Source organism: Conyzicola lurida, assembly GCF_014204935.1.
Taxonomy (GTDB): domain Bacteria; phylum Actinomycetota; class Actinomycetes; order Actinomycetales; family Microbacteriaceae; genus Conyzicola; species Conyzicola lurida.
This window is the reverse complement of the sequence record NZ_JACHMJ010000001.1, coordinates 1188056-1214939: the sequence shown is the minus strand read 5'-3', so window position 1 is coordinate 1214939 and position 26884 is coordinate 1188056. Positions and strand designations below refer to the sequence as shown.

The 26884-nt window shown below is 69.9% G+C and carries 25 protein-coding genes, 1 tRNA gene and 2 pseudogenes; 3 read left to right on the top strand and 25 right to left on the bottom strand.

From position 1 onward, the window contains the following. Positions 1-131 precede the first annotated feature (131 nt). The 6 genes and pseudogenes from HD599_RS05900 to HD599_RS05880 all read right to left on the bottom strand — a co-directional run. Positions 132-395, bottom strand: a pseudogene (locus tag HD599_RS05900) (helix-turn-helix domain-containing protein); the annotation flags it as partial. A 798-nt stretch (positions 396-1193) separates the two neighbouring features. Continuing rightward, entirely contained in the window at positions 1194-1721 is a 528-nt protein-coding gene (locus HD599_RS17915; RefSeq protein WP_246376102.1) for a tyrosine-type recombinase/integrase, read from the bottom strand. A gap of 320 nt (positions 1722-2041) precedes the next feature. Next, positions 2042-2143 (bottom strand): annotated as a pseudogene (locus HD599_RS17910) (hypothetical protein); the annotation flags it as partial. A 501-nt stretch (positions 2144-2644) separates the two neighbouring features. After that, positions 2645-2718 (bottom strand) — tRNA-Pro (locus tag HD599_RS05890). Positions 2719-2751: 33 nt separating this feature from the next. Then, a complete protein-coding gene (locus tag HD599_RS05885; RefSeq protein ID WP_184234605.1) occupies positions 2752-3231 on the bottom strand; it encodes an NUDIX domain-containing protein in 480 nt (159 codons plus the stop codon). After that, positions 3224-4171 (bottom strand): CE1 family esterase, encoded by a 948-nt coding sequence (locus HD599_RS05880; RefSeq protein ID WP_184234602.1) that lies wholly within the window; start codon positions 4169-4171, stop codon positions 3224-3226. Before HD599_RS05880 ends, HD599_RS05885 begins: the two co-directional genes overlap by 8 nt. Before the next feature lie 47 nt (positions 4172-4218). On the opposite strand from HD599_RS05880, the gene HD599_RS05875 reads away from it, so the two are divergent. Further along, the gene (locus tag HD599_RS05875; RefSeq protein WP_184234599.1) at positions 4219-4506 is read left to right on the top strand and encodes a DUF1129 domain-containing protein; all 288 of its coding nucleotides are present in this window, start codon (positions 4219-4221) and stop codon (positions 4504-4506) included. 2 nt (positions 4507-4508) lie between these two features. Here the strand turns inward: HD599_RS05875 and HD599_RS05870 are convergent, their stop codons facing one another. From HD599_RS05870 to HD599_RS05840, 7 genes are all read right to left on the bottom strand, one after another. Next, positions 4509-5303, bottom strand: coding sequence for an SseB family protein (locus HD599_RS05870; protein ID WP_184234596.1), 795 nt, complete (start codon positions 5301-5303; stop codon positions 4509-4511). Between the two features lie 2 nt (positions 5304-5305). After that, complete coding sequence (gene priA, locus HD599_RS05865; RefSeq protein ID WP_184234593.1) at positions 5306-6055, bottom strand: bifunctional 1-(5-phosphoribosyl)-5-((5-phosphoribosylamino)methylideneamino)imidazole-4-carboxamide isomerase/phosphoribosylanthranilate isomerase PriA; 750 nt, start codon at positions 6053-6055, stop codon at positions 5306-5308. A gap of 70 nt (positions 6056-6125) precedes the next feature. Then, positions 6126-6761, bottom strand: coding sequence for an imidazole glycerol phosphate synthase subunit HisH (gene hisH, locus HD599_RS05860; protein ID WP_184234590.1), 636 nt, complete (start codon positions 6759-6761; stop codon positions 6126-6128). Continuing rightward, on the bottom strand, positions 6758-7366 hold the full coding sequence (gene hisB / locus HD599_RS05855) for an imidazoleglycerol-phosphate dehydratase HisB (protein ID WP_184234587.1): 609 nt from the start codon (positions 7364-7366) through the stop codon (positions 6758-6760). The genes hisH and hisB overlap by 4 nt, the downstream gene beginning before the upstream one ends. A gap of 76 nt (positions 7367-7442) precedes the next feature. Continuing rightward, positions 7443-8531, bottom strand: a complete 1089-nt coding sequence (locus HD599_RS05850; RefSeq protein WP_184234584.1) for a histidinol-phosphate transaminase — start codon at positions 8529-8531, stop codon at positions 7443-7445. Between the two features lie 35 nt (positions 8532-8566). Next, positions 8567-8974, bottom strand: a complete 408-nt coding sequence (locus HD599_RS05845) for a phage holin family protein (protein ID WP_184234581.1) — start codon at positions 8972-8974, stop codon at positions 8567-8569. A 71-nt stretch (positions 8975-9045) separates the two neighbouring features. Next, positions 9046-9426, bottom strand: coding sequence for a hypothetical protein (locus HD599_RS05840; RefSeq protein ID WP_246376100.1), 381 nt, complete (start codon positions 9424-9426; stop codon positions 9046-9048). Between the two features lie 300 nt (positions 9427-9726). Between HD599_RS05840 and lexA the strand changes: the two genes are divergently transcribed. Beyond that, positions 9727-10431 carry a transcriptional repressor LexA gene (lexA, locus tag HD599_RS05835; RefSeq protein WP_184234578.1) on the top strand — a complete coding sequence of 235 codons (705 nt, stop codon included), beginning with the start codon at positions 9727-9729 and terminating at the stop codon, positions 10429-10431. A gap of 7 nt (positions 10432-10438) precedes the next feature. Here the strand turns inward: lexA and HD599_RS05830 are convergent, their stop codons facing one another. The 4 genes from HD599_RS05830 to hflX all read right to left on the bottom strand — a co-directional run bounded on the left by HD599_RS05830 (position 10439) and on the right by hflX (position 16342). After that, positions 10439-11230, bottom strand: coding sequence for a DUF4184 family protein (locus HD599_RS05830; protein ID WP_184234575.1), 792 nt, complete (start codon positions 11228-11230; stop codon positions 10439-10441). 71 nt (positions 11231-11301) lie between these two features. Then, positions 11302-13635 carry a 5-methyltetrahydropteroyltriglutamate--homocysteine S-methyltransferase gene (gene metE / locus HD599_RS05825; protein WP_184234571.1) on the bottom strand — a complete coding sequence of 778 codons (2334 nt, stop codon included), beginning with the start codon at positions 13633-13635 and terminating at the stop codon, positions 11302-11304. 9 nt (positions 13636-13644) lie between these two features. Further along, positions 13645-14598, bottom strand: coding sequence for a methylenetetrahydrofolate reductase (locus HD599_RS05820; protein ID WP_246376098.1), 954 nt, complete (start codon positions 14596-14598; stop codon positions 13645-13647). Positions 14599-14818: 220 nt separating this feature from the next. Continuing rightward, on the bottom strand, positions 14819-16342 hold the full coding sequence (gene hflX, locus HD599_RS05815; RefSeq protein WP_184234565.1) for a GTPase HflX: 1524 nt from the start codon (positions 16340-16342) through the stop codon (positions 14819-14821). Between the two features lie 42 nt (positions 16343-16384). On the opposite strand from hflX, the gene HD599_RS05810 reads away from it, so the two are divergent. Beyond that, entirely contained in the window at positions 16385-16993 is a 609-nt protein-coding gene (locus tag HD599_RS05810; RefSeq protein WP_184234562.1) for a class I SAM-dependent methyltransferase, read from the top strand. A 93-nt stretch (positions 16994-17086) separates the two neighbouring features. Here the strand turns inward: HD599_RS05810 and HD599_RS05805 are convergent, their stop codons facing one another. Genes HD599_RS05805 through HD599_RS05770 form a run of 8 tightly spaced genes read right to left on the bottom strand, consistent with a single transcriptional unit; the run spans position 17087 to position 26880 of the window. Continuing rightward, positions 17087-18352 carry an LLM class flavin-dependent oxidoreductase gene (locus HD599_RS05805; protein ID WP_184234559.1) on the bottom strand — a complete coding sequence of 422 codons (1266 nt, stop codon included), beginning with the start codon at positions 18350-18352 and terminating at the stop codon, positions 17087-17089. Beyond that, complete coding sequence (locus HD599_RS05800; protein WP_184234556.1) at positions 18349-19758, bottom strand: LLM class flavin-dependent oxidoreductase; 1410 nt, start codon at positions 19756-19758, stop codon at positions 18349-18351. The genes HD599_RS05805 and HD599_RS05800 overlap by 4 nt, the downstream gene beginning before the upstream one ends. Continuing rightward, positions 19755-20954 carry an aminotransferase-like domain-containing protein gene (locus tag HD599_RS05795; protein WP_184234553.1) on the bottom strand — a complete coding sequence of 400 codons (1200 nt, stop codon included), beginning with the start codon at positions 20952-20954 and terminating at the stop codon, positions 19755-19757. The genes HD599_RS05800 and HD599_RS05795 overlap by 4 nt, the downstream gene beginning before the upstream one ends. Then, the gene (locus HD599_RS05790) at positions 20951-22348 is read right to left on the bottom strand and encodes an FAD-binding oxidoreductase (RefSeq protein WP_184234549.1); all 1398 of its coding nucleotides are present in this window, start codon (positions 22346-22348) and stop codon (positions 20951-20953) included. Before HD599_RS05790 ends, HD599_RS05795 begins: the two co-directional genes overlap by 4 nt. Continuing rightward, positions 22345-23355: an alpha-hydroxy-acid oxidizing protein gene (locus HD599_RS05785; RefSeq protein ID WP_184234546.1), complete on the bottom strand. Its 1011-nt coding sequence runs from the start codon at positions 23353-23355 to the stop codon at positions 22345-22347. The genes HD599_RS05790 and HD599_RS05785 overlap by 4 nt, the downstream gene beginning before the upstream one ends. Then, the gene (locus HD599_RS05780; RefSeq protein WP_184234543.1) at positions 23352-24995 is read right to left on the bottom strand and encodes a dipeptide ABC transporter ATP-binding protein; all 1644 of its coding nucleotides are present in this window, start codon (positions 24993-24995) and stop codon (positions 23352-23354) included. Before HD599_RS05780 ends, HD599_RS05785 begins: the two co-directional genes overlap by 4 nt. Then, a complete protein-coding gene (locus tag HD599_RS05775) occupies positions 24992-25912 on the bottom strand; it encodes an ABC transporter permease (RefSeq protein ID WP_184234540.1) in 921 nt (306 codons plus the stop codon). Before HD599_RS05775 ends, HD599_RS05780 begins: the two co-directional genes overlap by 4 nt. Then, positions 25909-26880 carry an ABC transporter permease gene (locus HD599_RS05770; protein ID WP_184234537.1) on the bottom strand — a complete coding sequence of 324 codons (972 nt, stop codon included), beginning with the start codon at positions 26878-26880 and terminating at the stop codon, positions 25909-25911. Before HD599_RS05770 ends, HD599_RS05775 begins: the two co-directional genes overlap by 4 nt. Positions 26881-26884: the final 4 nt, after the last annotated feature.

Sequence of the window (26884 nt, the reverse complement as noted above, 5' to 3'; positions counted from 1 at the left end):
TACGGTGGCACCTTCGTGAACCGTCCTACCACACGCGGTTGAGCCGAAAGCCGTGGAGCTGCTCGCCTTCGGTGAGGACGATCCCCTATTGAGGCAGACAAAACTAAATCGGCAATCGGTCGGCAGCGAGCTCAACTCCGAAGCTTTCGAGAACGACGATAAAAAGTCGCGCGCGACATTCCCAAGTCGCGCGCAACCTGAGCAGCCGGTTCGCCGCTGTCAACTAGCCGCAGAGCGCTCTTGATTTGGCTTTCGCTGATCGACTGCCTACGCCCGCCGAGATCCTTTCCGGCCTCTCGCCGCTTATGAACGGAGTCGAGGACACGCTCACGTTTGATCTCGAGTTCCATCTGAGCCAGTGCCGCCATGATCGTGAAGAGCATCGCGCCCATCGGCAATCACGGGCGGGATGCGCCCTTCGTGAAAGAAATACTTCAGCGCATCGATCAGAATTGGGACCAAATAGCAACTCTGCGGGCAAGCGTTGAACTCATTGCACCGAAGCCGATTAGGGATGCAGTAGGTGCGCTGGCTGAGGCTGCTAACTCTGACGCCGATAAGGACACTCACGCGCGACTAAACGAAGCTAATCGAAACGTGCGAATAGCGACCAATACTCTATCTCGAGCGATCCGGAAGCATCTATCAGTGTCTGAGATTTAGGCGCACAAAAGAGCCCCGGGTGTGCCCAGAGTTTGGTTGCACAATCTCGCTACCTGGGCTGGTCCAAAGATCATCTTCGCGCCGTAGAGCGCGGACGTTTTGATGGCGCAGGAGTTCAGCCATCGCGGCCTCCAGCGCTGGACTGAATTGGGACAGGCCCGATCGCCGAGCTGAAATCGCTCCAAAATCTGCCATCGCGCGCTAGAAATCACCATTCAGGTGACCGCAGGTTCAGCCGGCGAGACGCCTGATAACCGATAGATTGCGCGACGTGTCGTCAGACTCGACGATGGCAAGATATCCCCCGCCAGCATGATGCGGCGGCCAGCCGATTCAGTTGTATCTAGCCGCTGTTCCCAGCGACGTTGTAACGCATTCGATAGTTGACTTGCCGCCGGTGGAGGCTCCGGAGCCGATTGCGTATGATTCGACCGCGGTATAGAACGGACCTGAGTAACGCATCCACGGTCCCGCGAGGATGATGGACCGGGTGATGGCAAGGCGGTCCTGCCACAATGGCAGCACCGCATTTAGTCCCCGTCCCTCTTGAACGCCCGGTCTAGCAGCGCCGCGGTCTCCGGGTTCACCAGCTCCCTGCGCTGGATGTAGTGCATCACCGTGACCCTCGTGTCCGTGTGTCCGAGCAGCTCTGCCGCGAGCTCCACGCTGGCGTTGTCGTTGACCGCTGTCGCGACCGTGCGGCGGAACATGTGCGGGGTCACACCGGCAATCCCCGCTCCCCCGAGCACCCGGCGCAACTGGCGGCGCACGTTCCCGGTGGTCAGCGGCGTGCCGTCCCGCGACTGGAACAGCAGCGCGTCCAGCTCGAGGCGGCCGGCGTTGGCGAGACGCCGCCGCACAGCGTCAGACGCGAAGGTGGGAAGCGCCACGATCCGCCGGGACTTGGCGGTCTTCGGGTGGTCTTGCCGGAAGGTCTGTTCGCCGTTGCGGCTGACGATCGTCCCGGCGAGACGGATGGACGGCACGGCGCTGGTGATGTCGACGTCCCGGCGGCGGATCGCGAGCACCTCTCCGATCCGGGCCGAGGTGCCCAACATGACTTCGACGATCGCGCCGGGCTGCCCGTCCGGCAGCGGGCCGGAGACGTGGTCCGCTGCCGCTTTCCCAGCGGGCGATCGCGGCGCGGATCACGTTCACCTCGGGGGCTGTGAGCGCGTCTGGGATGTGCGGCTCGCGGTGGAGGCGGGAGACGTGGTCCATCGGGTTGCGTGCCAGCACCTCGTGCCCGCACCGCCAGCTCGAGCGCCAGCCGCAGCACGACCCGGGCCTGCTTGGCCCGGTTGTACGACCGTTTTCCCAGCTCCTTGATGAACCGGTCGCAGCGGGCGACTCCGATCTCGCGCAGCGTCAGGCTGTCGAACGCCGGGGAGACCAGGGTGCGCATGTTGCGCTCGTACAGGTTGCGGGTGGTGCGGGAGATGCGGCCCTCCGCGTCGATGTCCGCCAGCCAGTACGCCACGAGGTCGGTGAACAGGCTGTCCGGCGTCAGCGTCCGCCGTCTGCAGCTCGGATCGCTCGACTAGCCTCGCCTTCAGCCCGCGCTCGGCGGCCGCGGCGGTGGCGGTGGCGCCGGAACTCTGCACCTGCCGCGTCTTGCCGTCGCAGTCGCGGTACCGGGTGCGCGCCTCGAAGCGGCCGGACTCCACCTTCCGGACGGCGATCTCGCCGACAGTGCCGATCGTCAGCCGGGGCCGCGACATCAGATCACCGCCGGTCGGAGGCTTCGCGCTGCTCCGCCATCCACGCCCGCACGTCGGAGACGGCGAACTTCAGGTGCTTGCCGAACTGGCAGGCGGCCGGCCCTTTTGCCGTGCAGCCGCCAGTCGTAGACGGAGGAGACGGGCAGGCCGAGGTACGACGCCAGCTCGGCGACGTCCATGAGCGGTTCCAGGCCCCAGGAGTCGGTGCAATCTCTTAACCAAAAAGTCTCGGAAACCCGTGAGTTTCCGAGACATTTTTGTCGGGCTGACAGGATTTGAACCTGCGACCCCTTGACCCCCAGTCAAGTGCGCTACCAAGCTGCGCCACAGCCCGTGGCTTGTCACCTCGAAAGGCAACTCGAATAGCTTAGCGCAGCCGAGAACGTAGTTCAGGCCACGCGGCCGCAAAGCCGGGATGAAGTTCCAGATTTTCTACCTCGTCGAGCGCGACCCAGGCCAGGGCCTCGCTTTCCGCATCGCCGATGACCGGCAAAAATTCTTCGCGGGCGCGCGTCGCGACGGTCGTGTAGCGCCAGAAACCGAGCTCCAACACGGACGAAAAAAGTACCTCGAGCAGGTCCGCGGGCACCCCCGCTTCCTCGTTCGCCTCGCGCAGCGCACCGTCGACGGCCGACTCGCCCTCCTTGAGCGCTCCGCCCGGCAAGCCCCACGTTCCCCCATGGTGGCTCCACGCGATGCGGTGCTGCAGTAGCACGCCCGCGACCGGGTGCCAGACGAGCAGGCCGGCCGCGCCGTAGCGGCCCCAGAAGCGCGAACCGTCGGGACCGTAGACCCACGCGTCCCCGCTGTCGCGCACGCCCGGGAACGGCGGCGGCACGTTACTCATCGCCGAGTCCGAAGAACGAGACGACCGCCTGCGAGGCGTCGAATCCGCCCGTGGGCGAGAGGGGCCAGACGTGGGTTCCATCGGCGATAGTCACAGCCTCGAGTTTCGTGTCGTCGTCGCAGTCGGTGAACGTCTCGATCGTCACGGGCGCGCTCACCTCGGTCTCGGGGGTCTCCTCGCAGCCGTCGCGCTCGATCCAGGTCGCGCGGGCGGTCGCGAACGACGCGTTGGTCCACTGGCCGAAGCGCGCGGCGGTGCGCGGGTTCGTCGGCCCGCCCAGATACGGCACGGTCAGGTCGCCCGTGCCATGCACGATGAGAGCGTCCGTCGCGGCATCCGACTCACAGCCCGTCAGATTAAAGGCGCCCGCCACGACAGCGATGCCCGCGATGCGGTCGCCGAGCTCGCAGGAGAGCCGGTACGTCATCATGCCGCCGTTGGAGAAGCCCGCGACGAAGATGCGCGACGTGTCGACGGCGTACTGCTCTTCGACGTCGTCGAGCACCGCGGTGATGAACTCGACGTCGTCGACGCCCGCGCGCACCGGCAGCCCGCAGCAGCCCTCCGCGTTCCAGGCCCGCTGGTCGGGGATGTCGGCGGCCTGCGTACCGCTCGGGTAGACGACGATGAAGTTGTCGGCGGTCGCCAGGTCCGAGAGACCGGTGGCGGTCTCCATCTTGTGCGCGTTGCTGCCTGCACCGTGCAGCACGACGAGCACCGGCAGGGTGAGCGGGGCACCGATCGCGGCGCCGTCGGGCACGTGGGCGATGTAGTTGCGGTTGACGCCGTCGATTTCAAGCGTGTGGATGTCGGAGGTGTCGACCTCGTCGACCGTGGTGTCCTCCGCGGCCGCGAACGTCGATGCGCAGCCGCTCAGCACGAGGCCGGCGACGAGGAGCGCAGACAGCGACGCGAGTCGGGTCGTGCCGCGGGATGTCATCGACTCAGTCTAGGCACACGATGTTTCGATCCTGCGACAATGGGGGCATGAGCGACACCGCGGCCACCCAGAAGTACGAGCGCGAACTCGTGATCCTGCTGCGCATGCGCGGCGTTCCCGAGACCGAGATCGCGCAGGCGATCACCGAGACGCGGGCCTACGCGAAGAAGTCGGGACAGCCGATCGAGGACGCGTTCGGCACCCCCGCCGAGTTCGCGTCGCAGTTCCCGGTGCGCAACAGCCCGACGACGAAGGGCGGCGCGCTACGGCGCCTGCTCGGCGCGGCGTTCAAGCCGACCCCGAAGTCGCCGAAGTCACCCCTCGACGAGGCGTAGACCTAGGACGCGCTCACCAGCTGCACGCGCATCGAGTCGACGCGCAGCGAGATAGTCTCGCTCTCGACCCACTTCGCCTGCATGCGGCCGACGACCGCGGAGAGATCCTCTTTGCTGAGGCCGTCGGCCAGCGCGAGTTGGACGACGAGCTCGGGCCCGGCGAGACGGGAGTCCGGATCGCCCGAGGCCAGCGCGACCGATCGCACGGCGGGTTCGCCGGACGCGGCATCCGCGAAAGCATCGAGAACTTCTTCGTCGAGGAAGCTCGGGGTCCACGGCAGGGACTGCGCGATCGCCCAGAGCGCGGGACGGCGGATGACGAACTCGGTCGGCGAGGTCGGGTCGAGCACCACGAGGTCGGTCTGCTCGTTCGCGGCGGCCAGGGCCACGCGCACCGCGGTCGCGGGCACGGGGCGGGCCTTCGGGTTCCAGTGGCTCATCGCGTCGACCGAGGTGAACACCGGCAGCACGTTGCGGCCGTCGGGGCCGGAGACAGTGATGATCGACAGTTCCTGGGTCTTGTCGACGAGCTGGCCGTGCTCGTTCTGGCCCGCCTCGCCCAGGTGGGCGACGAGCGGGATGAGCAGGCGCGAGTCGCGCAGCGCGTCGACGACGTCGGCCTCGCCGAGCTCGCGGCTCGAGAACCGGCGCAGCGCCTCGATCAGGCGTTCGGGGGCGGAGCCGTCGTCGTCGGCGCTGGTGTTCGGTTCGAAGTGGCGACCCTCCCACGGCGTGCCGGCGGAGTCGACTCCCCCACCGCCCGGTGTGGGGCGGTGGTGGTCGTGGTGGTCAGACATGATCAGTCGCCGGCGACGTCGAGCGCTTCCGCGAGGGTGAACGCCTTCGCGTAGAGCGCCTTGCCGACGATCGCGCCCTCGAGGCCCTGGGGCACGAGCGCGCGCAGCTCGGCGATGTCGTCGAGGTTCGAGATGCCGCCGGAGGCGATGACGGGCTTGTGGGTGCGCTCCATGACCTGCGACAGCAGTTCGAGGTTCGGGCCCTGCAGCGTGCCGTCCTTGGTGACGTCGGTGACGACGTAGCGGCTGCAGCCGGCCTTCTCGAGGCGGTCGAGCACGGTCCAGAGGTCGCCGCCCTCCTGGGTCCAGCCGCGGGCAGCGAGCGTGGTGCCGCGCACGTCGAGGCCGACGGCGATGGCCTCGCCGAACTCGGCGATGACGTGGGCCGCCCACTCGGGGTTCTCGAGCGCGGCGGTGCCGAGGTTGATGCGCTTGGCGCCGGTCTGCAGGGCGGCTTCGAGGCTCGCGTCGTCGCGGATGCCGCCCGACAGCTCGATGTTCACGCTGCGCGGGGAGTTCTTGATGACCTTCTCGATCACGTGGCGGTTGTTGCCGCGGCCGAAGGCGGCGTCGAGGTCGACGAGGTGGATCCACTCGGCACCCTGCGAGATCCACTCGTCAGCGGCATCCATGGGGTCGCCGTAGCTCGTCTCCGAGCCGGCCTCGCCCTGGGTCAGGCGCACGGCCTTGCCGTCGGCCACGTCGACCGCGGGGAGGAGGGTGAGTTTCGGGGTGGTGCTGAACTCGCTCATTGCCGTTCTTTCTTCGGGAGATGTTCGCGGTGGAAGCGCGCAAACACTCGATAGTACTCTCGGGCCCGGTTTAGAGGGTTTCGAGCCAGTTGGTCAGAAGCCGGATGCCGGGCTGACCCGACTTCTCGGGGTGGAACTGGGTCGCGGTCAGCGGCCCGTTCTCGACGGCGGCGATGAACCGCGAGCCGTGTTCGGCCCAGGTCACCAGCGGCGCGGTGAACGGCGGCTGCGGGTCGAGTTCCCACTGCTGCGCCCCGTAGGAGTGCACGAAGTAGAAGCGCTCGTCGCGGATTCCGGCGAAGAGCCGGGAGTCTTCGGGCGCGTCGACGGTGTTCCAGCCCATGTGTGGGAGCACGGGCGAGTCCAGCTCGGTGACCGACCCCGGCCATTCGCCGAGACCCGGCTCTTGGTTGCCGCGCTCAGTGCCGTGCTCGAACATGACCTGCATACCGACGCAGATCCCCATGACCGGCTTGTTGGCGATGAGTCGCTTCTCGATGAGCGCTCCCCCGCCGACCTTGGCCAGGGCTTCGGCGACGGCGGAGAACGCGCCGACACCGGGCACGAACAGGCCGTCGGCCGCCAGCGCACGGCCGCGGTCGGCGGTCAGTTCGACGCGGGCGCCGGCGAGCTCGAGCGCCTTCGCGGCGGAGTGGACGTTGCCCGACCCGTAGTCGAGCACCACGACGGACGGGGCGGCGCTCACAGTGCGCCCTTCGTCGACGGGATGCCGGTGACGCGGGGATCGGGTTCGACGGCCTTGCGCATGGCGCGCGCGAACGCCTTGAACTCGGCCTCGGCGATGTGGTGCGGGTCGCGGCCGCCGAGCACGGTGACGTGCACGGTCAGTCCGGCGTTGAAGGTGATGGCCTCGAAGACGTGCCGCACCATCGACCCGGTGAAGTGCCCGCCGATGAGGTGCATCTCGAAGCCCTCGGGCTCGCCGGTGTACACGAGGTAGGGGCGGCCGGAAATGTCGACCACGGCCTGCACGAGCGCCTCGTCGAGGGGCACGAGGGCGTCGCCGTATCGCGAGATGCCGGCCTTGTCGCCGAGCGCCTGCTTGAGGGCGAGGCCGAGCGCGATGCCGATGTCTTCGACTGTGTGGTGCACGTCGATGTGGGTGTCGCCCGTGGCCTTGACGGTCAGGTCGATCAGGGAGTGCTTCGAGAACGCGGTGAGCATGTGGTCGTAGAACGGCACGGACGACTGGATGTCGGAGACACCGGTGCCGTCGAGGTTGATCGACAGTTCGATGCTGGACTCGCTCGTTTCGCGGGTGATGCTCGCGGTGCGGGGTTCTGTACTCATTGGTCGATTCTATCGAGAGTGGGCGGATGCCACGGGGCCGTGCAGTGCGGGCACGGCGCGGCCCCGGGTGGCCGGTCTACAGAGCGGCGAGGGCCGCGAGGAACGCGGTGGTCTCCGCTTCCGTTCCGGCCGTCACGCGGATGTGGTTCGGGATGCCGACGTCGCGCACGAGGATGTCCTGCTCGAGCAGCGCTTCGAACAGCGCGTGCGAGTCCGCGACGCCGCCGAACATCACGAAGTTGGCCCAGCTGTTGAGCACCGGGTAGCCGAGCTTCGGCAGCTCGACGAGCAGACGGTCGCGCTGGTCGCGGATGTTGTCCACCATCGCCAGCATCTCGGGAGCGTGGCGCAGGGCGGCGATGGCCGCGGCCTGGGTGAGCGCGGAGAGGTGGTACGGCAGACGCACGAGACGCAGGGCGTCGGTGACGGCGGGGTCGGCGGCGAGGTAGCCGACGCGCGCACCCGCGAAGGCGAAGGCCTTGCTCATGGTGCGCGAGACGAGCAGGCGATCGCGGCCGTCGAGCAGGGTGACCGCGCTGCGAACGTCCTCCGGCGCGAACTCGGCGTACGCCTCGTCGACGACGACGATGCCGCTGGATGCCGCGTAGGCGGCTTCGATCGTCTCGATCGAGAGCGGCGTGCCGGTCGGGTTGTTCGGCGAGCAGAGGAAGACGACGTCGGGCTGGGTCTCCTCGATCCAGCGTGTGACGGTCTCGGGCGACAGCTCGTAGTCGGCGTCCCGCTCGCCGGCGATCCAGCGCGTGCCGGTGCCGTTCGCGATGATCGAGTGCATCGAATAGGTGGGAGGGAATCCGAGCACGCTGCGCCCGGGGCCGCCGAAGGCCTGCAGGATCTGCTGGAGCACCTCGTTCGACCCGTTGGCCGCCCAGATGTTGTCGGCGGTGAGGCGCGTCGCAGGCTCGACCGAGAAGTTGAGGTAGGCCGCGAGGCTCTCGCGCAGCTCGGTGAACTCGCGGTCGGGGTAGCGGTTCACCGAGAGGATGGCCGCGGCCAGCGACTCGACGATGTCGACGGCGACGTCCGCCGGGATCGGGTGCGAGTTCTCGTTGACGTTGAGGGCGACCCGCACCGCCTTCTGGGGAGCACCGTACGGTGTCTGTCCTCGGAGGTCGTCGCGGATGGGGAGATCGGAGAGTTGGGCCACCCGTCTAGCCTAGGGTCTCGTCGAAACCCGCGACTTCACCGTGCACGGCGGCCGCGCGCCGACGGCTTCGCCTCGCCCCCGGGCCGCGGCACGAACGGCGACAGCACCAAGGTCGCGAGAGCCGTGACGAGCCAGACGATCACGGGTGCGAGCACCCAGGCGCGCCAGCCCGTAATGTGCAGGCCGTTCGGGAAGAGCGTCGCCACGAAGAGGGCGACCACGGTCGAGACAAGCCCGATGCCGCCGAGGAACGCGGGTGCGGCCCTCGCGGCGATGCGTGAGACGACCGGCGCGAGCAGGCTCTGCGCGAGGGCGAACACGAGGACCGCGGTGACGAAGCCGACGGGCGACAGGTCGACCGCCGGGATCAGCCAGGCAGCGGCGAGCAGCCCGAGGGCGGCAGAGCCGAGGAATACGAGAACACGGAGCAGTATCCGGAGCATGCCGGAACGCTAGCGGCGGCGAGACAGCCGCGACTCGCGCGCCCCGGGTGAGACGGGAGGTGCTACTCGACCTACTCGACGCTGCTGTACTCGGCCGGGAGGTCGAGACGCTGGCCGGCCTGAACACTGCCGCCGCCGAGGTCGTTGACCGCGAGGATGTCGCTGATCACGTCGCGCGGGTCGGTGCCGGGTGCGATCTCTTCGGCGAGGTCCCAGAGGGACTGTCCGGCCTGCAGGGTGACCTGCTCGAGCGCTCCCCCGTCGGCGGAGGTCGCGGTGGCGCCGCCGCCGTTGAGGGCGAGCAGCATGACGGCGACGACCACGGGGGTCGCGGCGAGGCCGGTGAAGACGGCACGGCCGCGCTTGGTGAGGCGCAGTCGCGGCTGCCCGACCCGAACGAGCGGAGCGACACTGTTGTCCGTAACGGTGGTGGTGATGACTGCTGTACTCATGTGCTGCTCCTTCTCGTTCATTCGCCTGCCGACCTGGGTGCCGTACCTACTGGGTGCCGCACCAACCGGGATGCTGTGTCCCGTGAGGGTTTCGTATCCGACACTCGGCCGGGAATGCCGGATACGAAGCTTTGTTCCGAACATACATTCGAATTAAGACTCGTGCAAGCGATTATTCGAATATGTAGACGAATCTTTTCGCGACACACTCGAATAGGTGTTTGTTTTGGGCGGTTATTGCGGATACTGTTTCGAATGTCTAAGAAGAGGCAATCACCAGCCACCGACATTGGAGTGCACATGAGCGACGAGACGACCGGACGCACCGGTGGTGACAGGCTCGGCGCGGACAAACCCGGCACCCGTCGCCGCAAGAGCCTGAGCGACAAGCAGCTCGCGATCCTCGACGTCATCCAGCGTTCGGTACAGACCCAGGGCTACCCGCCGAGCATGCGCGAGATCGGCGACGCCGTCGGGCTCTCCTCCCTCTCCAGCGTCACCCACCAGCTCAACCAGCTCGAGCTGAGCGGCTACCTCCGCCGCGACCCCAAGCGTCCGCGCGCCCTCGAGATCCTGATCGAGACGCCGAGCCAAGAACCCGACGAACCGGTCAGCACCGTCTCGGTGGGCGATGCCGCGATGGTGCCTCTTGTCGGACGTATCGCCGCCGGCATCCCGATCACCGCCGAACAGCAGATCGACGAGGTCTTCCCGCTCCCCCGCCAGCTCGTCGGCAAGGGCGAGCTCTTTATGCTCAAAGTCGTCGGCGACTCGATGATCGACGCCGCGATCTGCGACGGCGACTGGATCGTCGTACGTCAGCAGAAGAACGCCGAGAACGGCGATATCGTCGCGGCGATGCTCGACGACGAGGCGACGGTCAAGGTCTTCCAGCAGCGCGACGGCCACACCTGGCTGCTCCCCCGCAACAGCCAGTTCGCCCCGATCCTCGGCGACTACGCCGAGGTGCTCGGCAAGGTCGTCGCGGTCCTCCGCTCGGTCTAGAAGAGTCCTAGGCGGCCGACCGCGCCCGCGAGTAGCCGGGCAGCGTCCACCAGATCAGCGACAGCAGCGCCGCGAACAATCCGGCGGCGCCGATCGTCAGCCGCACCGACCGGAACACCAGCGTCGAGTCGACGGGCGACAGGCCGGTCCGGATGCCGGCGACCCAGTAGTACCCGCCGAGAGCGAGCCCCACGGCCACCAGCCCGGCGACCGCGATCGCCCGGCCCGCGGTCGTGAGCCGGCTGGGCGCCGGTTCCCCGAGCGGCGTGTGACTGGCCCACCACCCGATCCAGACCAGCACGACGACCGTGCCCAGCACGCTGCTCCCGTGCTGCAGCCAGGCGGTGAGGCGCATCGGTCCGGCCTCGCTCAGCAACAGCGGGAACACGTCGGTGATCAGGCCGCGATGGGTCGCCGCATCCCAGAGCAGGTGGCTGGCGATGCCGACGAGCAAGGACGACGCGAGCAGCAGGCAGAAGCCGGCCCACGGCATCCCGCCCTCACCTGTCCTGCCACGCAGGCCGATCTCGGCCGTCGCGAAGCGCCCGCGCACCCAGAGCGGCGCCAGATCCATGACCGGTCGGCGGAAGATCCACCGCCAGAGCGCGAACAGCAGCGCCCCGACGCCCAGGTCGAGGGTGACCGCGCCGAGCGGCGAGTGGGAGAACTCCCGCGGGATGTCGACCGGAACGAAGTAGAACAGGTCGGGGACCATGCTGCCGATCACCAGCCCGGCGGGCAGAAGCGGCGTCCGAGCGAACGGCAGCACCGCGGCCACGTGGCTCGGCGTGAAGGGCATGGCCCATTGTTGGCCCTGCCACGCGGGGCCGGGCGACCCTTGCCGCCCGGCCCACGAGTGGGATACAGCGCTTACGCGCCGACGCGCTCCCGCACGGCCTTCGTCGCGGCCACGACATTGCGCAGCGAGTCGACCGTCTCGGTGTAGCCGCGCGTCTTCAGGCCGCAGTCGGGGTTGACCCAGACCTGGCGGTTCGGGATCGACCCGAGCGCGATGTCGATCAGCTCGGTGACCTCGTCGACCGACGGTACCCGGGGCGAGTGGATGTCGTAGACACCCGGGCCGATGCCGCGGCCGAAGCCCGACGACTTGATCTCGGGCACGACGTCCATCTTCGAGCGGGCGGCCTCGATCGAGGTCACGTCGGCGTCGAGGAGGTTGATCGCGTCGATGACGACGCCGAACTCCGAGTAGCAGAGGTGCGTGTGGATCTGCGTGCGCGGTGCGACGCCCGAGGTGGCGAGGCGGAAGGATCCGACCGACCAGTCGAGGTAGGACGGCTGGTCGGCGAGCTTGAGCGGCAGCAGTTCGCGCAGCGCGGGCTCGTCGACCTGGATGACGCCGATGCCGGCGGCTTCGAGGTCGGTGATCTCGTCGCGCAGCGCGAGGGCGACCTGGTTCGCGGTGTCGGCGAGCGGCTGGTCGTCGCGCACGAAGCTCCAGGCGAGGATCGTCACGGGGCCGGTGAGCATACCCTTGACCGGCTTCTCGGTGAGCGTCTGCGTGTAGGCGGACCAGTCGACCGTGATCGGCGCCGGGCGCGACACGTCGCCCCAGAGCAGCGACGGACGCGTACAGCGGCTGCCGTACGACTGCACCCAGCCGTTCTGGGTGACCGCGAACCCGTCGAGGTTCTCGGCGAAGTACTGCACCATGTCGTTGCGCTCGGGCTCGCCGTGCACGATGACGTCGATGCCGATCTCCTCCTGGAGGTCGACGACGCTCTTGATCTCCGCCTTGAGGAACTCGGTGTACTCGGCATCGCTGATGTCGCCGCGGGCGTTGGCGGCGCGCGCCTTGCGGATGTCGCCGGTCTGCGGGAACGATCCGATGGTGGTCGTCGGCAGGAAGGGCAGTCCCAGAGCGGCATCCTGTGCCGACTGGCGCTCGTCGTAGTCTCCACGGTGGAAGTCGGCGTCGGTGAGGGCGGCGGCACGCGCACGCACGGCTCCGTCGCGCACGCCGGGGGCGTCCCGGCGGTCCTTCAGGGCGACGGATGCCGCGTCCAGCGTCTCCGCGATGGCGTCACGCCCCTCGGCGAGACCCGTCGCGAGCGCGGCGATCTGTGCCACCTTCTCGTCGGCGAACGCGAGCCAGCTCTTCAGGCGGTTGTCGAGCGCGGGCTCGTCGGTGATCGAGTGCGGGGTGTGGAACAGGCTGGTCGAGCTCGACACGGCGACGTTGGGCGAGAGCGCGCGCAGCGACTCGAGCGTGGCGAATGCGGCATCGAGGTCGCCGCGCCAGATGTTGTGGCCGTCGACGACTCCGCCGACGAGGGTCTTCTCGGTCGCTGAGCCTGTCGAAGCGCGCCCTTCGACAAGCTCAGGGACCGAACCCTTCACCAGGTCGAGCCCCACGGCCTCGACGGGCGACGCGAGCAGCACGGGCAGGGCGTCGTCGAGCGAACCGTACGGAGCCGCGACGAAGATCTGCGGGCGGGCGGGAACCGCGCCGAGCAGCTCGTAGGCACGGGCGGTGGCCTCGAGCACGGTGGCACGGTCGACCTCGATCGACTCGCTCACGAGCGCGGGCTCGTCGAACTGCACCCACTCGGCGCCCACGGCGGTGAGGCCCGCGATGAGCTCGGCGTAGACGGGCAGCAGGTCGTCGAGGCGGTCGAGTGGACGGTAGTCGGCCGGCGCGCCCTCGCTCGGCTTGCTCAACAGCAGGAACGTGATCGGGCCGACGATGACCGGGCGCGTGCGGTAACCGGAGGTGGTGGCCTCGGCGACCTCGCGCAGCAGGCGGTCCGAGGCGAGGTGAAACTCGGTCTCGGGCCCGATCTCGGGCACGAGGTAGTGGTAGTTGGACTCGAACCACTTCGTCATCTCGGCGGGGACGTCGTTGCCCTCGCCGCGGGCGATCGTGAAGTAGCCGGCGAGGTCGAGGGTGCCGTCCTCGCGGACGAGACGCTGGAAGCGGCTGGGCACGGCGCCGACGGTCACCGCGGCATCGAGCACCTGGTCGTAGAAGGAGAAGGCCTCGGGGATCGAGGAGTCGGTGGCGCCGAGGCCGAGCCCGACGAGGCGCTCACGGGTGACGGCGCGCAGCTCTGCGGCAGCCGCCTCCAGCTCGTCGGCGGTGATGCGGCCGGCCCAGAAGGACTCGACGGCCTTCTTCAACTCGCGCCGACGGCCGATGCGCGGGTAGCCGAGGATCGTGCCCGTGGGGAAAGGGGTGCTCATGGTGCTTCCTTAGTTGTGTTCGGTGGTGACGGGTTCGAGGAGGCGGCATCCTCGGAGGACGTCGAGCACCGCCTCGTGCTGGTTGAAGGTGTAGAGATGGATGCCGGGGCTGTCGCCGCCCGTCCCCTCGAGCACGGCGCTGCCGAGGTCGATGGCGTGCTCGATGCCGACGGCCGCCTGGCCCTCGGGCGTCCGCTCGGCCTCGAGCCGGCGGAGGAGGTCGGTCGGCAGGGTCTCGTCGGTGAGCTGGACGATGCGCCGCAGCCGCTGCGGGCTCAGCACCGGCATGATTCCCGGCAGGATGCGCATGGTCACGCCGGCGGCCCTGGCCTTGTCGAGGAAGCCGAGGTAGTCGTCGGCGTGGAAGAACAGCTGCGTGATCGCGAGGTTCGCTCCCGCCGCCTCCTTGGCGAGGAGCGTGTCGAGATCCTGCTCGACCGATCGCGACCGCGGGTGGCCGTTCGGGAACGCGGCGACGGCGATGGTGACCTTGTGGCCGCTGCTGAGGCGCTTGGCGCCGGGGAAGCCCGGGATGTCGTTGAGGCTGAACTGGTCGCGCTCGGCCTGCACCCGGTGGATGAGCTGGACGAGCTCCCCCGCGCTGCCGAGGTCGCCGAGGAAGCGGTCGCCCTCGACCGCGCCCGCGGGCGGGTCGCCGCGGAGGGCGAGGAAGCTGGTGACGCCCGCGTCGAGGAACTCGCGGATGAGCCGAGTCGCGTCGGCGTAGGACGAGCCGACGCAGGTGAGGTGCGCCATCGCGCTGACGTCGGTCTGCTCGAGCAGGCGCAGCAGCACCGCGAGCGACGAGTTTCGCGACGACCCGTTCGCGCCGTAGGTGACCGAGATGAACTCGGGCCCGGCGGCGACGAGGTGTTCGATCGACCGGAGGAGCGTCTGCTCGGCGGCAGCGGACCGCGGCGGGTACAGCTCGAACGAGAATGTCGGCGTCTGCAGTGCTGTCAATGGCGCGACGGACATACTGAATTCACCTGGCCCTCCGGTCACAACTATCTGATTCGGTGTGGGCGGGTGCCGGGCTCGGCTGTCGCTCCGCGCCGCACACGCTGCGGCGACGAGATCAGATTAGCGGCGGCTCGGAGCCGCCGGGAGGGAGGTTGCGTTCTGTTACGAGGTGGCGGTTTTACGCGACAGTTGTCAGATTTTTCGCGGGAAAGCCGCGAACTCAGGCCGTGACGACGGCGAACTCGCGCAGCGCGCTCTCGTCGATCGCGTTGACCATCGCCGTGACGTGGGTACCGCCCTCGACGTACTCGGTGCTGAGGATGCGGCCGCGGTCGTGCAGGCTCGCCACCACGTCGCCGCGGTCGTACGGCACGAGCAGTTCGACGCGCACGTTCGGGCTGGGTACGAGTTCGGCGATGCGTGCCTGCAGCTCGGCGACGCCCTCGCCCGTGCGCGCGGAGACGAAGATGGCGTTCGGTTCGAGGGCTCGCAGCAGGAGACGCTGGTCGTCGTCCTGCAGCAGGTCGACCTTGTTGAAGACGACGATCTCGGGGATGTCGCGCGCGTCGACCTCGCCGATCACATCGCGCACTGTCGCGAGCTGGCTGGCGGGATCGGGGTGCGACGCGTCGACGACGTGCACGATGACGTCGCTCTCGCCGACTTCCTCGAGCGTCGACCGGAACGCCTCCACCAGCTGGTGGGGCAGGTTGCGCACGAAGCCGACGGTGTCGGTGAGCGTGTACGGGCGGCCGTCGGCGGTGACCGACTTGCGCACCGTGGCGTCGAGGGTCGCGAACAGGGCGTTCTCTACGAGCACACCGGCGCTCGTGATGTGGTTCAGCAGGCTGGACTTGCCGGCGTTGGTGTAGCCGACGATCGCCACGCTCGGAACCTCGAAGCGGTTGCGGTTGGCGCGCTTCGCCTCGCGGGCGGGCGCGAAGCCCTTGATCTGCTTGCGCAGTCGGGACATGCGGGTGTGGATGCGGCGACGGTCGAGTTCGATCTTCGTCTCACCGGGGCCACGGCTGCCCATGCCGTCGCCGGAACCGCCGGCGCCACCACCCTGACGGGAGAGCGCCTCACCCCAACCACGCAGTCGCGGCAGCATGTACTCGAGCTGGGCGAGTTCGACCTGCGCCTTGCCCTCGCGGCTCTTAGCGTGCTGGCTGAAGATGTCGAGGATGACGGCGGTGCGGTCGATGACCTTGACCTTGACCACGTCTTCGAGTGCGCGCCGCTGGCTGGGCGCGAGCTCGGTGTCGGCGATCACGGTGTCGGCGCCGTTGGCCGCGACGATGTCGCGCAGCTCCTCGGCCTTGCCCTTGCCGAAGTAGGTGCTGGGGTCGGGGGTCGCGCGGCGCTGCAGCAGGCCGTCGAGGACGACGGCGCCCGCGGTCTCTGCGAGGGCGTACAGCTCGCGCATGGAGTTCTCGGCGTCGACGGTGGTGCCCTGGGTGTAGATACCGATCAGCACGACGCGCTCGATGCGCAGCTGCCGGTACTCGACCTCGGTGACGTCGTCGAGTTCGGTGGAGAGTCCGGCGACCCGGCGCAGCGCCTGGCGGTCTTCGCGGTCGAACTGTTCGCCGTCACGGCTCACCGAATAGTCGGATCCGTTCTGCAGCGCCTGTGCGCTGCCGGAACCGAAAACCGTGTGGCTGGCGCTCGGCCCGGTTGCATTGGCCAAAACCCGCGATACCACGTCGTCGTTGTCTACCGGGGTGTCTACTTTTTCGCTCATTATCATTAACCCTACTCGCCCGGACTTCGGTAGGTTCGGTGCATGTCAAATGAGCACTACTTCGCCGCGTCCCCGGAGAGTGAACTCAAACTTCGTACGATTCACGCCCGCATCGCCGGCAGACTCTACGAACTCCAGACCTCCAACGGCATTTTCAGTCCCGAACACATCGACACCGGCACGCAGGTGCTGCTCTCGAACGTCCCGGCCCCGCCCCCGGGCGGCAACGTCCTCGACCTCGGCTGCGGCTGGGGTCCGATCGCCCTGACCCTCGCGCTCGAGTCTCCGCGCAGCACGGTGTGGGCTGTCGACGTCAACGAGCGCGCGCTCGACCTGGTGCGCCGCAACGCCGAGATCGTGGGCGCCACGAACATCAACGCGGTCACGCCCGACCAAGTGCCCGACGACGTGACGTTCACGACCATCTGGTCGAACCCGCCGATCCGCGTCGGCAAGAACGAACTGCACGGGCTGCTCGAGAAGTGGCTGCCCCGTCTCGACCTCGGGTCGGACGGCTGGCTCGTGGTGCAGCGCAACCTCGGTTCGGATTCGCTGCACCGCTGGATGCAGGCGACGTTCCCCGAGGAGTTCACGTTCGTGCGCACGGCGACGAACAAGGGGTATCGCATCCTGCGGGTGCGGCGAAAGTAGTTCCTCGTTTCCCTCCTTCGCAGGCTCAGTCGGCGCTGGGGTCGCGGAATCGCTGGCGCGATTCCCATAGCTCCACCGCGCAGGCTCGACCCGCTAGTGTGCGAAGAGGTTCTCCCGCAGCGTCGCTCCCTCGTAGTCGGTGCGGAACGACCCGCGCTCCTGCAGCAGCGGGATCACCTTGTCGACGAACTCGTCGAGTCCCGACGGCGTGATCGACGGCACGAGGATGAATCCGTCGCTCGCCTCGGTCTGCACGAACTCGTCGATGCGGTCCGCGACCTGCTCGGGTGTGCCGACGAGCACTCCCCTGCTCTGCTGGGTGATCACTGCCTCGCGGAGGGTCAGCCCCTCGGCCTCGGCACGGTCGAGCCACTGCTGCGCGGTGCCCCGGCTGTCGCGGTGGGTCTTGGCCCGCCCGGCGGTGATGTCCTCGTCGACGACGAGGTCGATCGACGGAAGCGGACCGTCGGGGTCGTACTCCGACAGGTCACGGCCCCACACGGCCTCCACGGTGCGGATCGCCGTGGCGGCGCTGACCTGGGCACGCCGCTCGTAGTCGTAGCGCTCGGTAGCCTCCCGCTCGGTGTCGCCGAGCACGAAGCTGGCGCCCGGCAGGATCTTCAGCGAGTCCGGCGCGCGGCCGAACCGGGCGAGCCGCTCCTGGATGTCGGCGTAGAACTCCCGGCCCTTCGCGAGGTCGGCGAACGGCGAGAAGATCGCGTCGGCGTAGCGGGCGGCGAGGTCGCGGCCCTCGTCGGAGACGCCGGCCTGCAGGATGACGGGCTTGCCCTGGGGGCTAACCGGAACGGAAAGCGGTCCGACGACGTCGAAGAACTCGCCGTGGTGCTCGACGCCCGCGCCCTGCCAGAGCGCGGTGGCCACGTCGACGAACTCCGCCGCGCGCGTGTACCGGTCGGGGTTGCCGAGGAATCCGCCGCGGCGGAAGTTCTCGCCGGTGAACGCGTCGTTGCTGGTGACGATGTTCCAGCCGGAGCGTCCGCCCGACACGAGTTCGAGCGAGGCGAGCTGGCGGGCGAGTTCGAACGGCTCGTTGAACGTCGTGTTGATCGTGCCGACGACGCCGAGGTGCTCCGTGATCGCCGCGACAGCAGCGAGCACGGTGAGGGTGTCGGGGCGGCCGACGACGTCGAGGTCGTGGATCTCGCCCTTGTGCTCGCGCAGGCGCAGGCCCTCGGCGAGGAACAGGAAGTCGAGCTTGCCCCGCTCCGCGGTCGCCGCGAAGTGTTCGAACGACGAGAAGTCGATCTGGCTGCCCGAGGCGGGATCCGACCAGATAGTCGTGCTGTTCACTCCCGGGAAGTGCGCGGCCAGGTGGATCTGCTTCTTGGCGGTGCTCACAGTGCTGCTCCTTCGAGGGTACGGATGTAGCGGCTCGCCGGCCGCGCGAGGCCCAGCCGGTCGCGCAGGGTGCCCGTCGCCTCGCGCGTAAACGGCGCGATCGCCGGTGCGAGGTCGTCGGTGGGGGTGTCGGCGAAGACGAGCACGGCACCGTCGGCGCCAGTGTGGTGACGCAGGGTGGCGAGCGTGTCACGCACGGCGGTCGACTGGCCGGATGCCACGGCCACGTCGACGAGGACCGTCACGGCCCCGGCCCGGCCGGCCTCGGCCACCGCGGCACGGGCCGCGGCGACGCGGGACGGTTCGACGCGGATCACGTCCGCGCGACGGGCCGCGACGTCGAGCGACGCCGCGCTCGTCGCGGAGATCACGATCGGGGGCCTCCCCTGTGGGCTGCGCGGCACGATGGAGGGTCCGCGCACCGAGAAGAAGCGGCCCTCGAAGTCGATGTGGTGCACCCTGTCCCGGTCGATGAAACGGCCGCTCGCGACATCCCGGATTTCGGCGTCGTCCTCCCAGGAGTCCCAGAGCCGCTCGGCGACCTCGATGGCCTCCTCGGCTTCGGCCCACGCCTCGTCCTCGTCGACCGCCGCCTTGCGGCCGAAGAACGCGGCCTCCTCGGCGGAGGTGGAGACGGTGACCTGCCAGGCGGCTCGACCGAGCGAGGCGTGGTCGAGGGTCTGCACGGCCTTCGAGAGGTGGAAGGGCTCGGAGTGGGTGGTCGGGATGGCCGGGGCGAGTCCGATGCGGGGCACGACGGGGGCGGCGAAGGCGGCGAGGGTGGCCGCATCGACCCGGGCGAGACCGTCGGCGGGGGCGCGCAGGTCGTCGGCGATGATCGCGAGGTCGACGCCGGCGTCGGCGAACCCGCTCAGGGCGGCGAGCGTCTGCGGAACGAGCGTCGCGGCGGCTCCGACGGCCGGCAGCTCGACGGCGACGACGAGCGGGGCGAGCGGCTTGGCGAAGCAGCGGCTGACGACCGTGTCGTGAGCGTATGGGCCGAACGGCGGGATGAGCATCCACCCCTCGCGCTCGTACAGCGCGATCGCCTCGGGCTGGCGCAGGCCGGTCTGCAGCACGAGGTCGCTCACCCCGAGGGCGAGGGCCCGCTGCTCGACGGCGGCGAGGATCCGGGCCGCGAGGTTCTGGCGGCGGTGCGACCCGGCGACGAAGACGCGTTTGACCTCGGAGAATCCGTCCGTGTTCTTGAGCGACGCGGTCGCGACGGGCTGGTCGCCGTCGAACGCGACGAGGGTGAACACGATCGCCGCCGTGTCGACGGCGGGCGGCGCGTCTGTGCCCTCGAACAGGTCCGCATAGCGCGGGTGGATCTCGGCGTCCATCTCGCGGCGCAGGCCGACAGCCTCGGGGCTGTCCCAGTGCGATTCGCGGATCTCGATGGTCATACGGTCGTCTCCAGTTCGGCGTAGGCGGTGCCGAGGCGTGCTGCCGCCTCGACGAGCGTCTCTTTATTCTGCTGCCCGAACGAGGCGCGGAAGTGCCGCGCGGCGTCGGGGCTGTCGACGGCGAATTGCTCGCCGGGGATCACGAGCACGCCGTTCGCGGCGGCGGACCGGGCGAAGTCGGCCACGCTCACGCGGTCGTCGACGAGGCGCGGCCAGGCGAAGACACCGCCGTCGGGGGCGGACACCGCGACGGCGTCGCCGAGCGCCTCGGACAGCGCGTCCGTGAAGGTCACGGCCCGGCGACGGTAGAGGGCGGATGCCGCGGCGACCAGTTCGTCGAAGGCACCACCGCCCACGTACTCGGCCACGATCTCCTGCGTGAGGCTCGACGCGTGCTGGTCGAGGCGCGACCGCAGGTCGAGGAACCCGGGCACGACGGCGGCGGGGAGCACCGCCCAGCCCAGTCGCAGGCCGGGGCCGAGGGTCTTCGAGAACGTGTTGACGTGCACGACCCGGTCGCTCGACAGATCGAGGTCGGCAAGCCGGTCGCCGGTGCCGCGCAGCTCGACGTACGGGTTGTCGGAGACGACGAGAAAACCGTAGAGCTCGGCGAGCTCGACGAGGCGCTCGCGGCGCCCGGCGGAGAGCACGCGGCCGGTGGGATTGTGGAAGTCGGGGACGACGTAGAGCGCGCGTGCGCGGAGGCCAGCCTCGAGGCGGCGCTCCAGTTCGGCGACGTCGAGTCCGTCCGCGTCGACCGGCACGGCCTCGACCCGGGCCTCGGCGAGCTGCAGCACCTTGGCGACGAGCGGGTAGACCGGGTCCTCCACGACGACCGTGTCGCCGGGGTCGACCGTCGCGAGGAAGGTCAGCGAGAGCGCGTGCAGCGCGCCGTTCGAGATGACGACCCGGCCGGCATCGACGCCCTCGCGGGCGGCGATCCACTCGCGCAGGCCGGCGTGGCCCTGGTGCGCGGAGTAGTCGAGGGCTCGGGCGGCGCGCGGGGCGTCGGCGAGCACGGTCGCCGTCGCGGCGACGAGGGCCTCGCGCGGCAGCGCCTCGAGGGCAGGCGATCCGCCGGTGAGGGCGATCGCGTCGGAGCGGACGTCGCCGAGCACCGAACCGAACGCGGACGGCGAGCGGAGGTCGGTCACCCGGGCGGCGAGGGCCGGAGGCAGGCTGGTGGTCGTGGTCATCGGATCTCCTGGAGGAAGCCGGCGGCGAAGACGCCGGTCGGGTCGAAGGTGTGCTTGAGGGAGCGCTGCAGGGCGAGCTGTTCCTCGCCCAGCTCGGCGGCGAGCCACTGGCGTTTGACCAGGCCGACGCCGTGCTCTCCGGTGAGGGTGCCGCCGAGGGCGAGGGCGGCCCGCACCAGTTCGTCGGCGGCGGTCTCGAGCACGGCGGGCGGCCCGGTCTCGCCGGGGCGCTTGGCGATCGAGAGCCCGGGGTGAAGGTTGCCGTCGCCGGCGTGCGCGACGGTGGAGACGAGGAGGCCGTGGCGCGCGCCGATCTCCTCGATCGCGAGGATCATTTCCACCAGCCGGGAGCGTGGCACCGCGACATCCTCGCCGATGCCCCACAGCTCGGGCTGGGGTCCGCGGCCGGAGCGACGCAGCTCGACGAACCGTTCCGCCTCGGCGCCCTCGACCCGGCGCCCGTGCGCGCCGACCGAGGCGGTCACCTCGAGCAGGCGCTGGGCCTCGCGGTCGGCGCCGTAGCCGTCGGTCTGGATGAGCAGCAGCGCCCTGCCGTGCGCGGCGAGATCGCTGCCGGAGTGCGCGTCGATGTTGTGCAGCGTGGCCTCGTCGAGGAGCTCGACGATCGACGGCTGGACGCCGCTCAGCACGATCGCCTCGACGGCGGCGCCCGCGACCGCGAGCGAGTCGGTGAACACGACGAGTGTCTCGGTGCGCACCGGGAGGGGACGCAGCCGCAGGGTCGCGCCGACGACGACACCGAGGGTGCCCTCGCTGCCGACGAACAGGCCGACCAGGTCGAAACCCGTGACGCCCTTGATGCTGCGGTGCCCCACCGAGAGGAGGGTGCCGTCGGCGAGCACGACATCGAGCGCCAGCACCGACTCGCGGGTGACGCCGTACTTGGCGCAGCGCAGGCCGCCCGCGTTCGTGGCGATGTTGCCGCCGATGCTCGACACCTCGCTCGAGGCGGGGTCGGGGGCGTAGCGCAGGCCGAACTCGCCCGCGGCGCGGTCGAGGTCGGCGGTAATCACGCCGGGCTGCACCACGGCGAGCTCGTCGCCGGGGCTGATCTCGAGGATGCGGTTCAGCCGCTCGGTCGAGAGGATGATGCCGCCCGCGATGGCCGAGGCTCCCCCGGCGAGACCGCTGCCGGCGCCGCGAACGACGACGTGCACCCCGAGGGAGTGCGCGACCCGCAGCGTCGCCTGCACCTCCTCGACGGTGGACGGACGCACCAGGGCCGCGGCGGGCGACGGCGGCAGGATGCGGGTCCAGTCGGTGGAGTACGCCTCGAGGAGCTCGGGGGCGGTGTCGACGGCGTGCGCCGGGAGGTGGTCGCGCAGCGCGGCTGGGACGTCCGTGCTGGTGGCGGTGTCGATGACGGTGGTCATGATTCCCATCGGAGGAGGTCGGGTGTGAGGTGGTCGAGGCGGGAGGCACCGACCATGGCCATGGCGATGCGGGTGCCGGCGACGAGGTCGTCGGCGAGGGCCTGGACGCCGGCGCTGCCGCCGTTGGCGAGGGCCCAGGCGAACGGCCGGCCGACGAGCACGGCGGCGGCACCGAGGGCGAGCGCGCGGATGACGTCCTCGCCGCGACGGATGCCGCCGTCGACGAGCACGGGGACGCGGCCGGCGACCGCCCCGACGACCTCGGGCAGCGCCTCGGCGGTCGTGATCGACCCGTCGAGCTGGCGGCCGCCGTGGTTCGACACGATGATGCCGGCGGCGCCCGCGTCGAGGGCGACGAGCGCGTCGTCACCGCGGACCACGCCCTTGACGAGCACGGGGATACCCGCGGCCCCGGCGAGCCAGGCGATGTCGGCGGGCCCCAGCGTGCGCGCGGTGCCGAGCAGACGCTGGTCGACGCCGTCGAAGTTCGGCGACGGGCGGTACGGCAGCCCGGCGAGACCGGCACGGAACCCGTAGCCGTTGCCGACCGCGGGGTGGTCGACGGTGAGCGCGATCGCGGCGGCCCCGGCGGCGACCGTGCGCGCGAGGAAGCCGCGCACGAGGTCGCGGTCCTCCGGGAGGTAGAGCTGCTGCAGGTAGGGCCCGCTCTCGGCCCCCACCGCGTCGAGCGGCGTCGAGGCGCCGGACGAGACGCCGAAGCCGAGGCCGGCGGCGCGCAGTCCGCGCGCGGTCGCGACCTCGCCCTCGTCGTGGACGAGCGAGTGGCCCGCCCACGGCGCGGCGAACACGGGTGCCGCGAGCGGGATGCCGAACACCTCGGTGGCAGTCTGCACGTCGCTCACGTCGCGCAGCACGCGCGGGCGCAGCTTCCAGCGGTTCCACGCCGCCACGTTGTCGGTGACCGTCGAGCCGCTGCCGGCGCCCGCATCGATGTAGCGCACGACACGCGGATCGAGGCGGTCGAGGGTCTGGGCCGACGCGGTCACGCGGCGCTCACCGCCTGCGGCAGCGACGCGAGCAGCTGCTTCGTGTAGTCGGCCCGCGGGCGGTAGAACACGTCGTCGACCGGGCCGCTCTCGACCACGCGTCCGTCCTTGAGCACGAGCACCCGGTCGCTGACGTGGTGCACGACCCCGAGGTCGTGCGAGACGAAGAGCAGGCTGGTGCCGCGGTCGGCCTGGATCTCGGCGAGCAGGTCGAGCACCTGCGCCTGCACCGAGACGTCGAGGGCCGAGGCCGGCTCGTCGCAGACGATGATCTCGGGCTCGGGGGCGAGCGCCCGGGCGATCGAGACGCGCTGGCGCTGGCCGCCCGAGAGCGTGCGCGGGTGACGGCCGAGCAGTGCAGTGTCGAGGCCGACTCGCTCGAGCAGCCAAGCCGCACGCTCCCGCGCCTCGCCGCGCTCGAGGCCGAGCGAGATCGTCGACTCGGCGATGACCCGCTCGACGGTCCAGCGGGGGTCGAACGACGACAGCGGGTCCTGCGAGATGAACTGCAGCCGGCTGCGCACCGGGCGTCGCTGGCCTTCGGTGAGCGCCGACCACGGCTCGCCGTCGAGACGCACCTCGCCCGCGTCGGGCTTCGTCAGCCCGAGCACGATGTTCGCCACGGTGCTCTTGCCCGAGCCGCTCTCGCCGACGATGCCGAGCACCTCGCCGCGGGCGAGCTCGAAGGACACGTCGTCGACGGCGTGCAGCTCGGACCCGCGCTTCGCGGAGGTGAAGGTCTTGTGCAGACCACTGGCCGAGAGGATGACGCGGCCGGCGTCGACGGCACGGGCGGGCAGCGGAACCCGCTCCGCGGTAGTCGCCGTGCCGGAGGCGGCGCGCGACAGGTAGGTCCCGCGCGACGACGCGGACGGGATCGCGGCCAGCAGTGTGCGGGTGTACGCCTCCCTCGGGGAGCCGAGGACGGCGTCCGTGGTGCCCTCTTCGACGACCCGCCCGTTCTTCATCACGATGACACGGTCGGCGATGTCGGCGACGACGGCGAGGTCGTGCGAGATCAGCAGCACGCCCTTGCCGTCGTCGAGCCGGGCGCCGAGCAGCCCGATGATCTGCTTCTGCACCGTGACGTCGAGGGCGGTCGTCGGCTCGTCGGCGATCACGAGGGCGGGGTCGGCCGCGAGGGCGGAGGCGATGAGGGCGCGCTGGCGGAGTCCGCCGGAGAGCTGGTGGGCGTACTGGGTCACTCGCAGTTCGGGCTGCGGCACCCCGACGCTCGCGAGCAGCTCGATGGCCCGGTCGGTCTCGGCACGGCGCGGTACCACGTGGTGGGTGCGCAGCACCTCGCGGATCTCGGCACCGATGGAGCGCAGCGGGTCGAGCGAGACCAGCGCGTCCTGCAGCACGAGCCCGGCGAAGCCGCCGCGCAGCCGACGCCACTCGCGCGTGGTCAGACCGAGGGCGTCCCGGCCGTCGATGCGCAGGGCGTCGGCGGTGACGGTGGAGTTCGCACCGGTGAGGCCGACCAGGGTGCGGGCGGTGACGCTCTTGCCCGATCCGCTCTCCCCCACGATGGCCACGCACTCGCCCGCGTGCACGCTGAACGAGACGTCGTGCACGACGGGGACCCCGCCGAAGGAGACACTGAGGTTCTCGACCCGGACGAGTTCGCGGTTGCTCATGAGTTTCTCCCGTCGATGTGGCGCTGGAGTGCGCGGCCGAGCACGGTCAGGGCGATGACCGACGCGGTGATGAAGAGCCCGGGGAAGAGCCCGCCCCACCAGGCGATGCGCAGCACGTCGCGGGATTCGGCGAGCATCACGCCCCACTCGGGGATCGGCGCCTGCGGGCCGAGACCGAGGAAGCTGAGTCCCGAGACGGCGAGGATCGACGCTCCCACGTCGATCGCGGCGAGCACGGGGATCGCCACGAGGACGTTGGGCAGCACGTGCTCGATCACGACGCGCGAACGCGTGCGGCCGTAGACCGCGGCGTGGGTCACGAAGTCGGCGCGGGTGACGAGCAGCGTCTGGCTGCGCACGACCCTGCCGTACATCGGGATCGACGCGATGCCGATCGCGACCGCGATGTTCTGCACGCCGGGTCCCGCGAAGGTGACGACGACCATCGCGAGCAGAACGCCGGGGAACGACGAGATGACGTCGAAGACGCGGCCGAGGGCCTCGTCGACGAGCAGGCCCAGCCGCCCGGGGATCAGGCGTCCCGACAGCCCGGAGATCAGGCCGAGGATGCTGCCGGCGACGACGGCGATCGCCGTGGCGGAGAGGCCGATGAGGATCGAATACCGGGCGCCGTGGATGACGCGGGAGAAGATATCGCGACCGAGACGGTCGGTGCCGAACAGGTGCTCGGCGCTCGGCGCCTTCAGGCCGTCGGTCGGCACCGTGCGGTACGGGTCGACGGCGGTGAAGAGCTGCGGCACGGCGACCGCGACCAGCAGCACGACGACGAACACGCCCGCGACGAGCACGGACGGGCTCGGTCGGCGACGGCGACGGGGCCGGGCGGGCTGGGAGGCGACGGGCGCCGCCGGCGTGGGCGTGGCATCCGTCCGCTGCTTGTCGAGAAGGCTGGTCATCGCTGTGCTCGCAATCGGGGGTCGACGAGGGTGTAGAGGATGTCGAGCAGGGTGGACACGACCACGTAGATGAGGGCCGCGAAGAGCACGACCGCGATCACGACGGGGATGTCCTTGCTCGTCACCGCGTTGAGGGTGATGGTTCCGATGCCGGGTCGGCCGAACACCGTCTCGGTGATGACGGCACCGCCGAGCAACGCCCCGATGACGCCGCCGACGAGCGTCATGACGGGGAGCAGGGCATGACCGAGTGCGTGGCGCAGCAGGACGAGGGACTCGGAGACACCGCGCGCCCGCACCGTGACGATGAACGGCTCGGTGAGCGTGCGCTCCATCGACTCGCGGATCACCTGGGCGAGGAAGCCGGCGGTGGGAAGCGCGAGCGTGATCACGGGGAGCACAAGCGACTGCCAGCCGTTCGCCCCGGCGACGGGGAACAGCCGCCACTGGAACGAGAAGACCATGAGGAGCAGGATGCCGACCCAGAATGTCGGCACGGACGTGAAGACGAGTTCGAGCGTCGACATGGCCGACCGCACGACGCGCGAGCGCCCGATCGAGACGACGGCCAGCACGACGGCGAGCACGGCGCCGACGACTCCGGCCACGACCGCGAGTTCCACGGTCGACCAGACCTGCGCGGCCAGCAGGTCGGCGACCGGCTGCCGCTGCACGTACGACGTGCCGAGGTCGCCGCTCACCAGTCGCCCGAGGAACGCGAGGTACTGCTCCCCGACCGAGCGGTCGAGGCCCCACTCGGCGGCGATCGCCTCCTTGAGCCCCGGGTAGGTCTGCTCCCCCGCGAGGATGTCGGCGATGTCGCCGGGGATCGCCTGAAGGGTGAAGAAGGCGATCGTCACTGCCGCCCAGAGCACGACGACCCCGGAGACGAGTCGCGCCAGAATGCGGCGCCACGGAAGCACTCCCGCCCTCGGGCGCTGGGCCGTTACGTTCAGTGCGATCGCCATCTTC

What these genes read in the sequence shown, in the direction of transcription:
- HD599_RS17915 (WP_246376102.1), bottom strand. Translation starts at nt 1,721, where the DNA reads ATGTTGGGCACCTCGGCCCGGATCGGAGAGGTGCTCGCGATCCGCCGC.
- HD599_RS05770 (WP_184234537.1), bottom strand. Translation starts at nt 26,880, where the DNA reads ATGGCGATCGCACTGAACGTAACGGCCCAGCGCCCGAGGGCGGGAGTG.
- HD599_RS05885 (WP_184234605.1), bottom strand. Translation starts at nt 3,231, where the DNA reads ATGAGTAACGTGCCGCCGCCGTTCCCGGGCGTGCGCGACAGCGGGGAC.
- HD599_RS05870 (WP_184234596.1), bottom strand. Translation starts at nt 5,303, where the DNA reads ATGTCTGACCACCACGACCACCACCGCCCCACACCGGGCGGTGGGGGA.
- HD599_RS05845 (WP_184234581.1), bottom strand. Translation starts at nt 8,974, where the DNA reads ATGCTCCGGATACTGCTCCGTGTTCTCGTATTCCTCGGCTCTGCCGCC.
- HD599_RS05875 (WP_184234599.1), top strand. Translation starts at nt 4,219, where the DNA reads ATGAGCGACACCGCGGCCACCCAGAAGTACGAGCGCGAACTCGTGATC.
- HD599_RS05790 (WP_184234549.1), bottom strand. Translation starts at nt 22,348, where the DNA reads ATGACCACCGTCATCGACACCGCCACCAGCACGGACGTCCCAGCCGCG.
- hflX (WP_184234565.1), bottom strand. Translation starts at nt 16,342, where the DNA reads ATGAGCGAAAAAGTAGACACCCCGGTAGACAACGACGACGTGGTATCG.
- priA (WP_184234593.1), bottom strand. Translation starts at nt 6,055, where the DNA reads ATGAGCGAGTTCAGCACCACCCCGAAACTCACCCTCCTCCCCGCGGTC.
- HD599_RS05830 (WP_184234575.1), bottom strand. Translation starts at nt 11,230, where the DNA reads ATGCCCTTCACGCCGAGCCACGTGGCCGCGGTGCTGCCGTTCGCTCGG.
- metE (WP_184234571.1), bottom strand. Translation starts at nt 13,635, where the DNA reads ATGAGCACCCCTTTCCCCACGGGCACGATCCTCGGCTACCCGCGCATC.
- HD599_RS05810 (WP_184234562.1), top strand. Translation starts at nt 16,385, where the DNA reads ATGTCAAATGAGCACTACTTCGCCGCGTCCCCGGAGAGTGAACTCAAA.
- HD599_RS05840 (WP_246376100.1), bottom strand. Translation starts at nt 9,426, where the DNA reads ATGAGTACAGCAGTCATCACCACCACCGTTACGGACAACAGTGTCGCT.
- HD599_RS05780 (WP_184234543.1), bottom strand. Translation starts at nt 24,995, where the DNA reads ATGAGCAACCGCGAACTCGTCCGGGTCGAGAACCTCAGTGTCTCCTTC.
- hisB (WP_184234587.1), bottom strand. Translation starts at nt 7,366, where the DNA reads ATGAGTACAGAACCCCGCACCGCGAGCATCACCCGCGAAACGAGCGAG.
- HD599_RS05795 (WP_184234553.1), bottom strand. Translation starts at nt 20,954, where the DNA reads ATGACCACGACCACCAGCCTGCCTCCGGCCCTCGCCGCCCGGGTGACC.
- HD599_RS05880 (WP_184234602.1), bottom strand. Translation starts at nt 4,171, where the DNA reads ATGACATCCCGCGGCACGACCCGACTCGCGTCGCTGTCTGCGCTCCTC.
- HD599_RS05800 (WP_184234556.1), bottom strand. Translation starts at nt 19,758, where the DNA reads ATGACCATCGAGATCCGCGAATCGCACTGGGACAGCCCCGAGGCTGTC.
- lexA (WP_184234578.1), top strand. Translation starts at nt 9,727, where the DNA reads ATGAGCGACGAGACGACCGGACGCACCGGTGGTGACAGGCTCGGCGCG.
- HD599_RS05775 (WP_184234540.1), bottom strand. Translation starts at nt 25,912, where the DNA reads ATGACCAGCCTTCTCGACAAGCAGCGGACGGATGCCACGCCCACGCCG.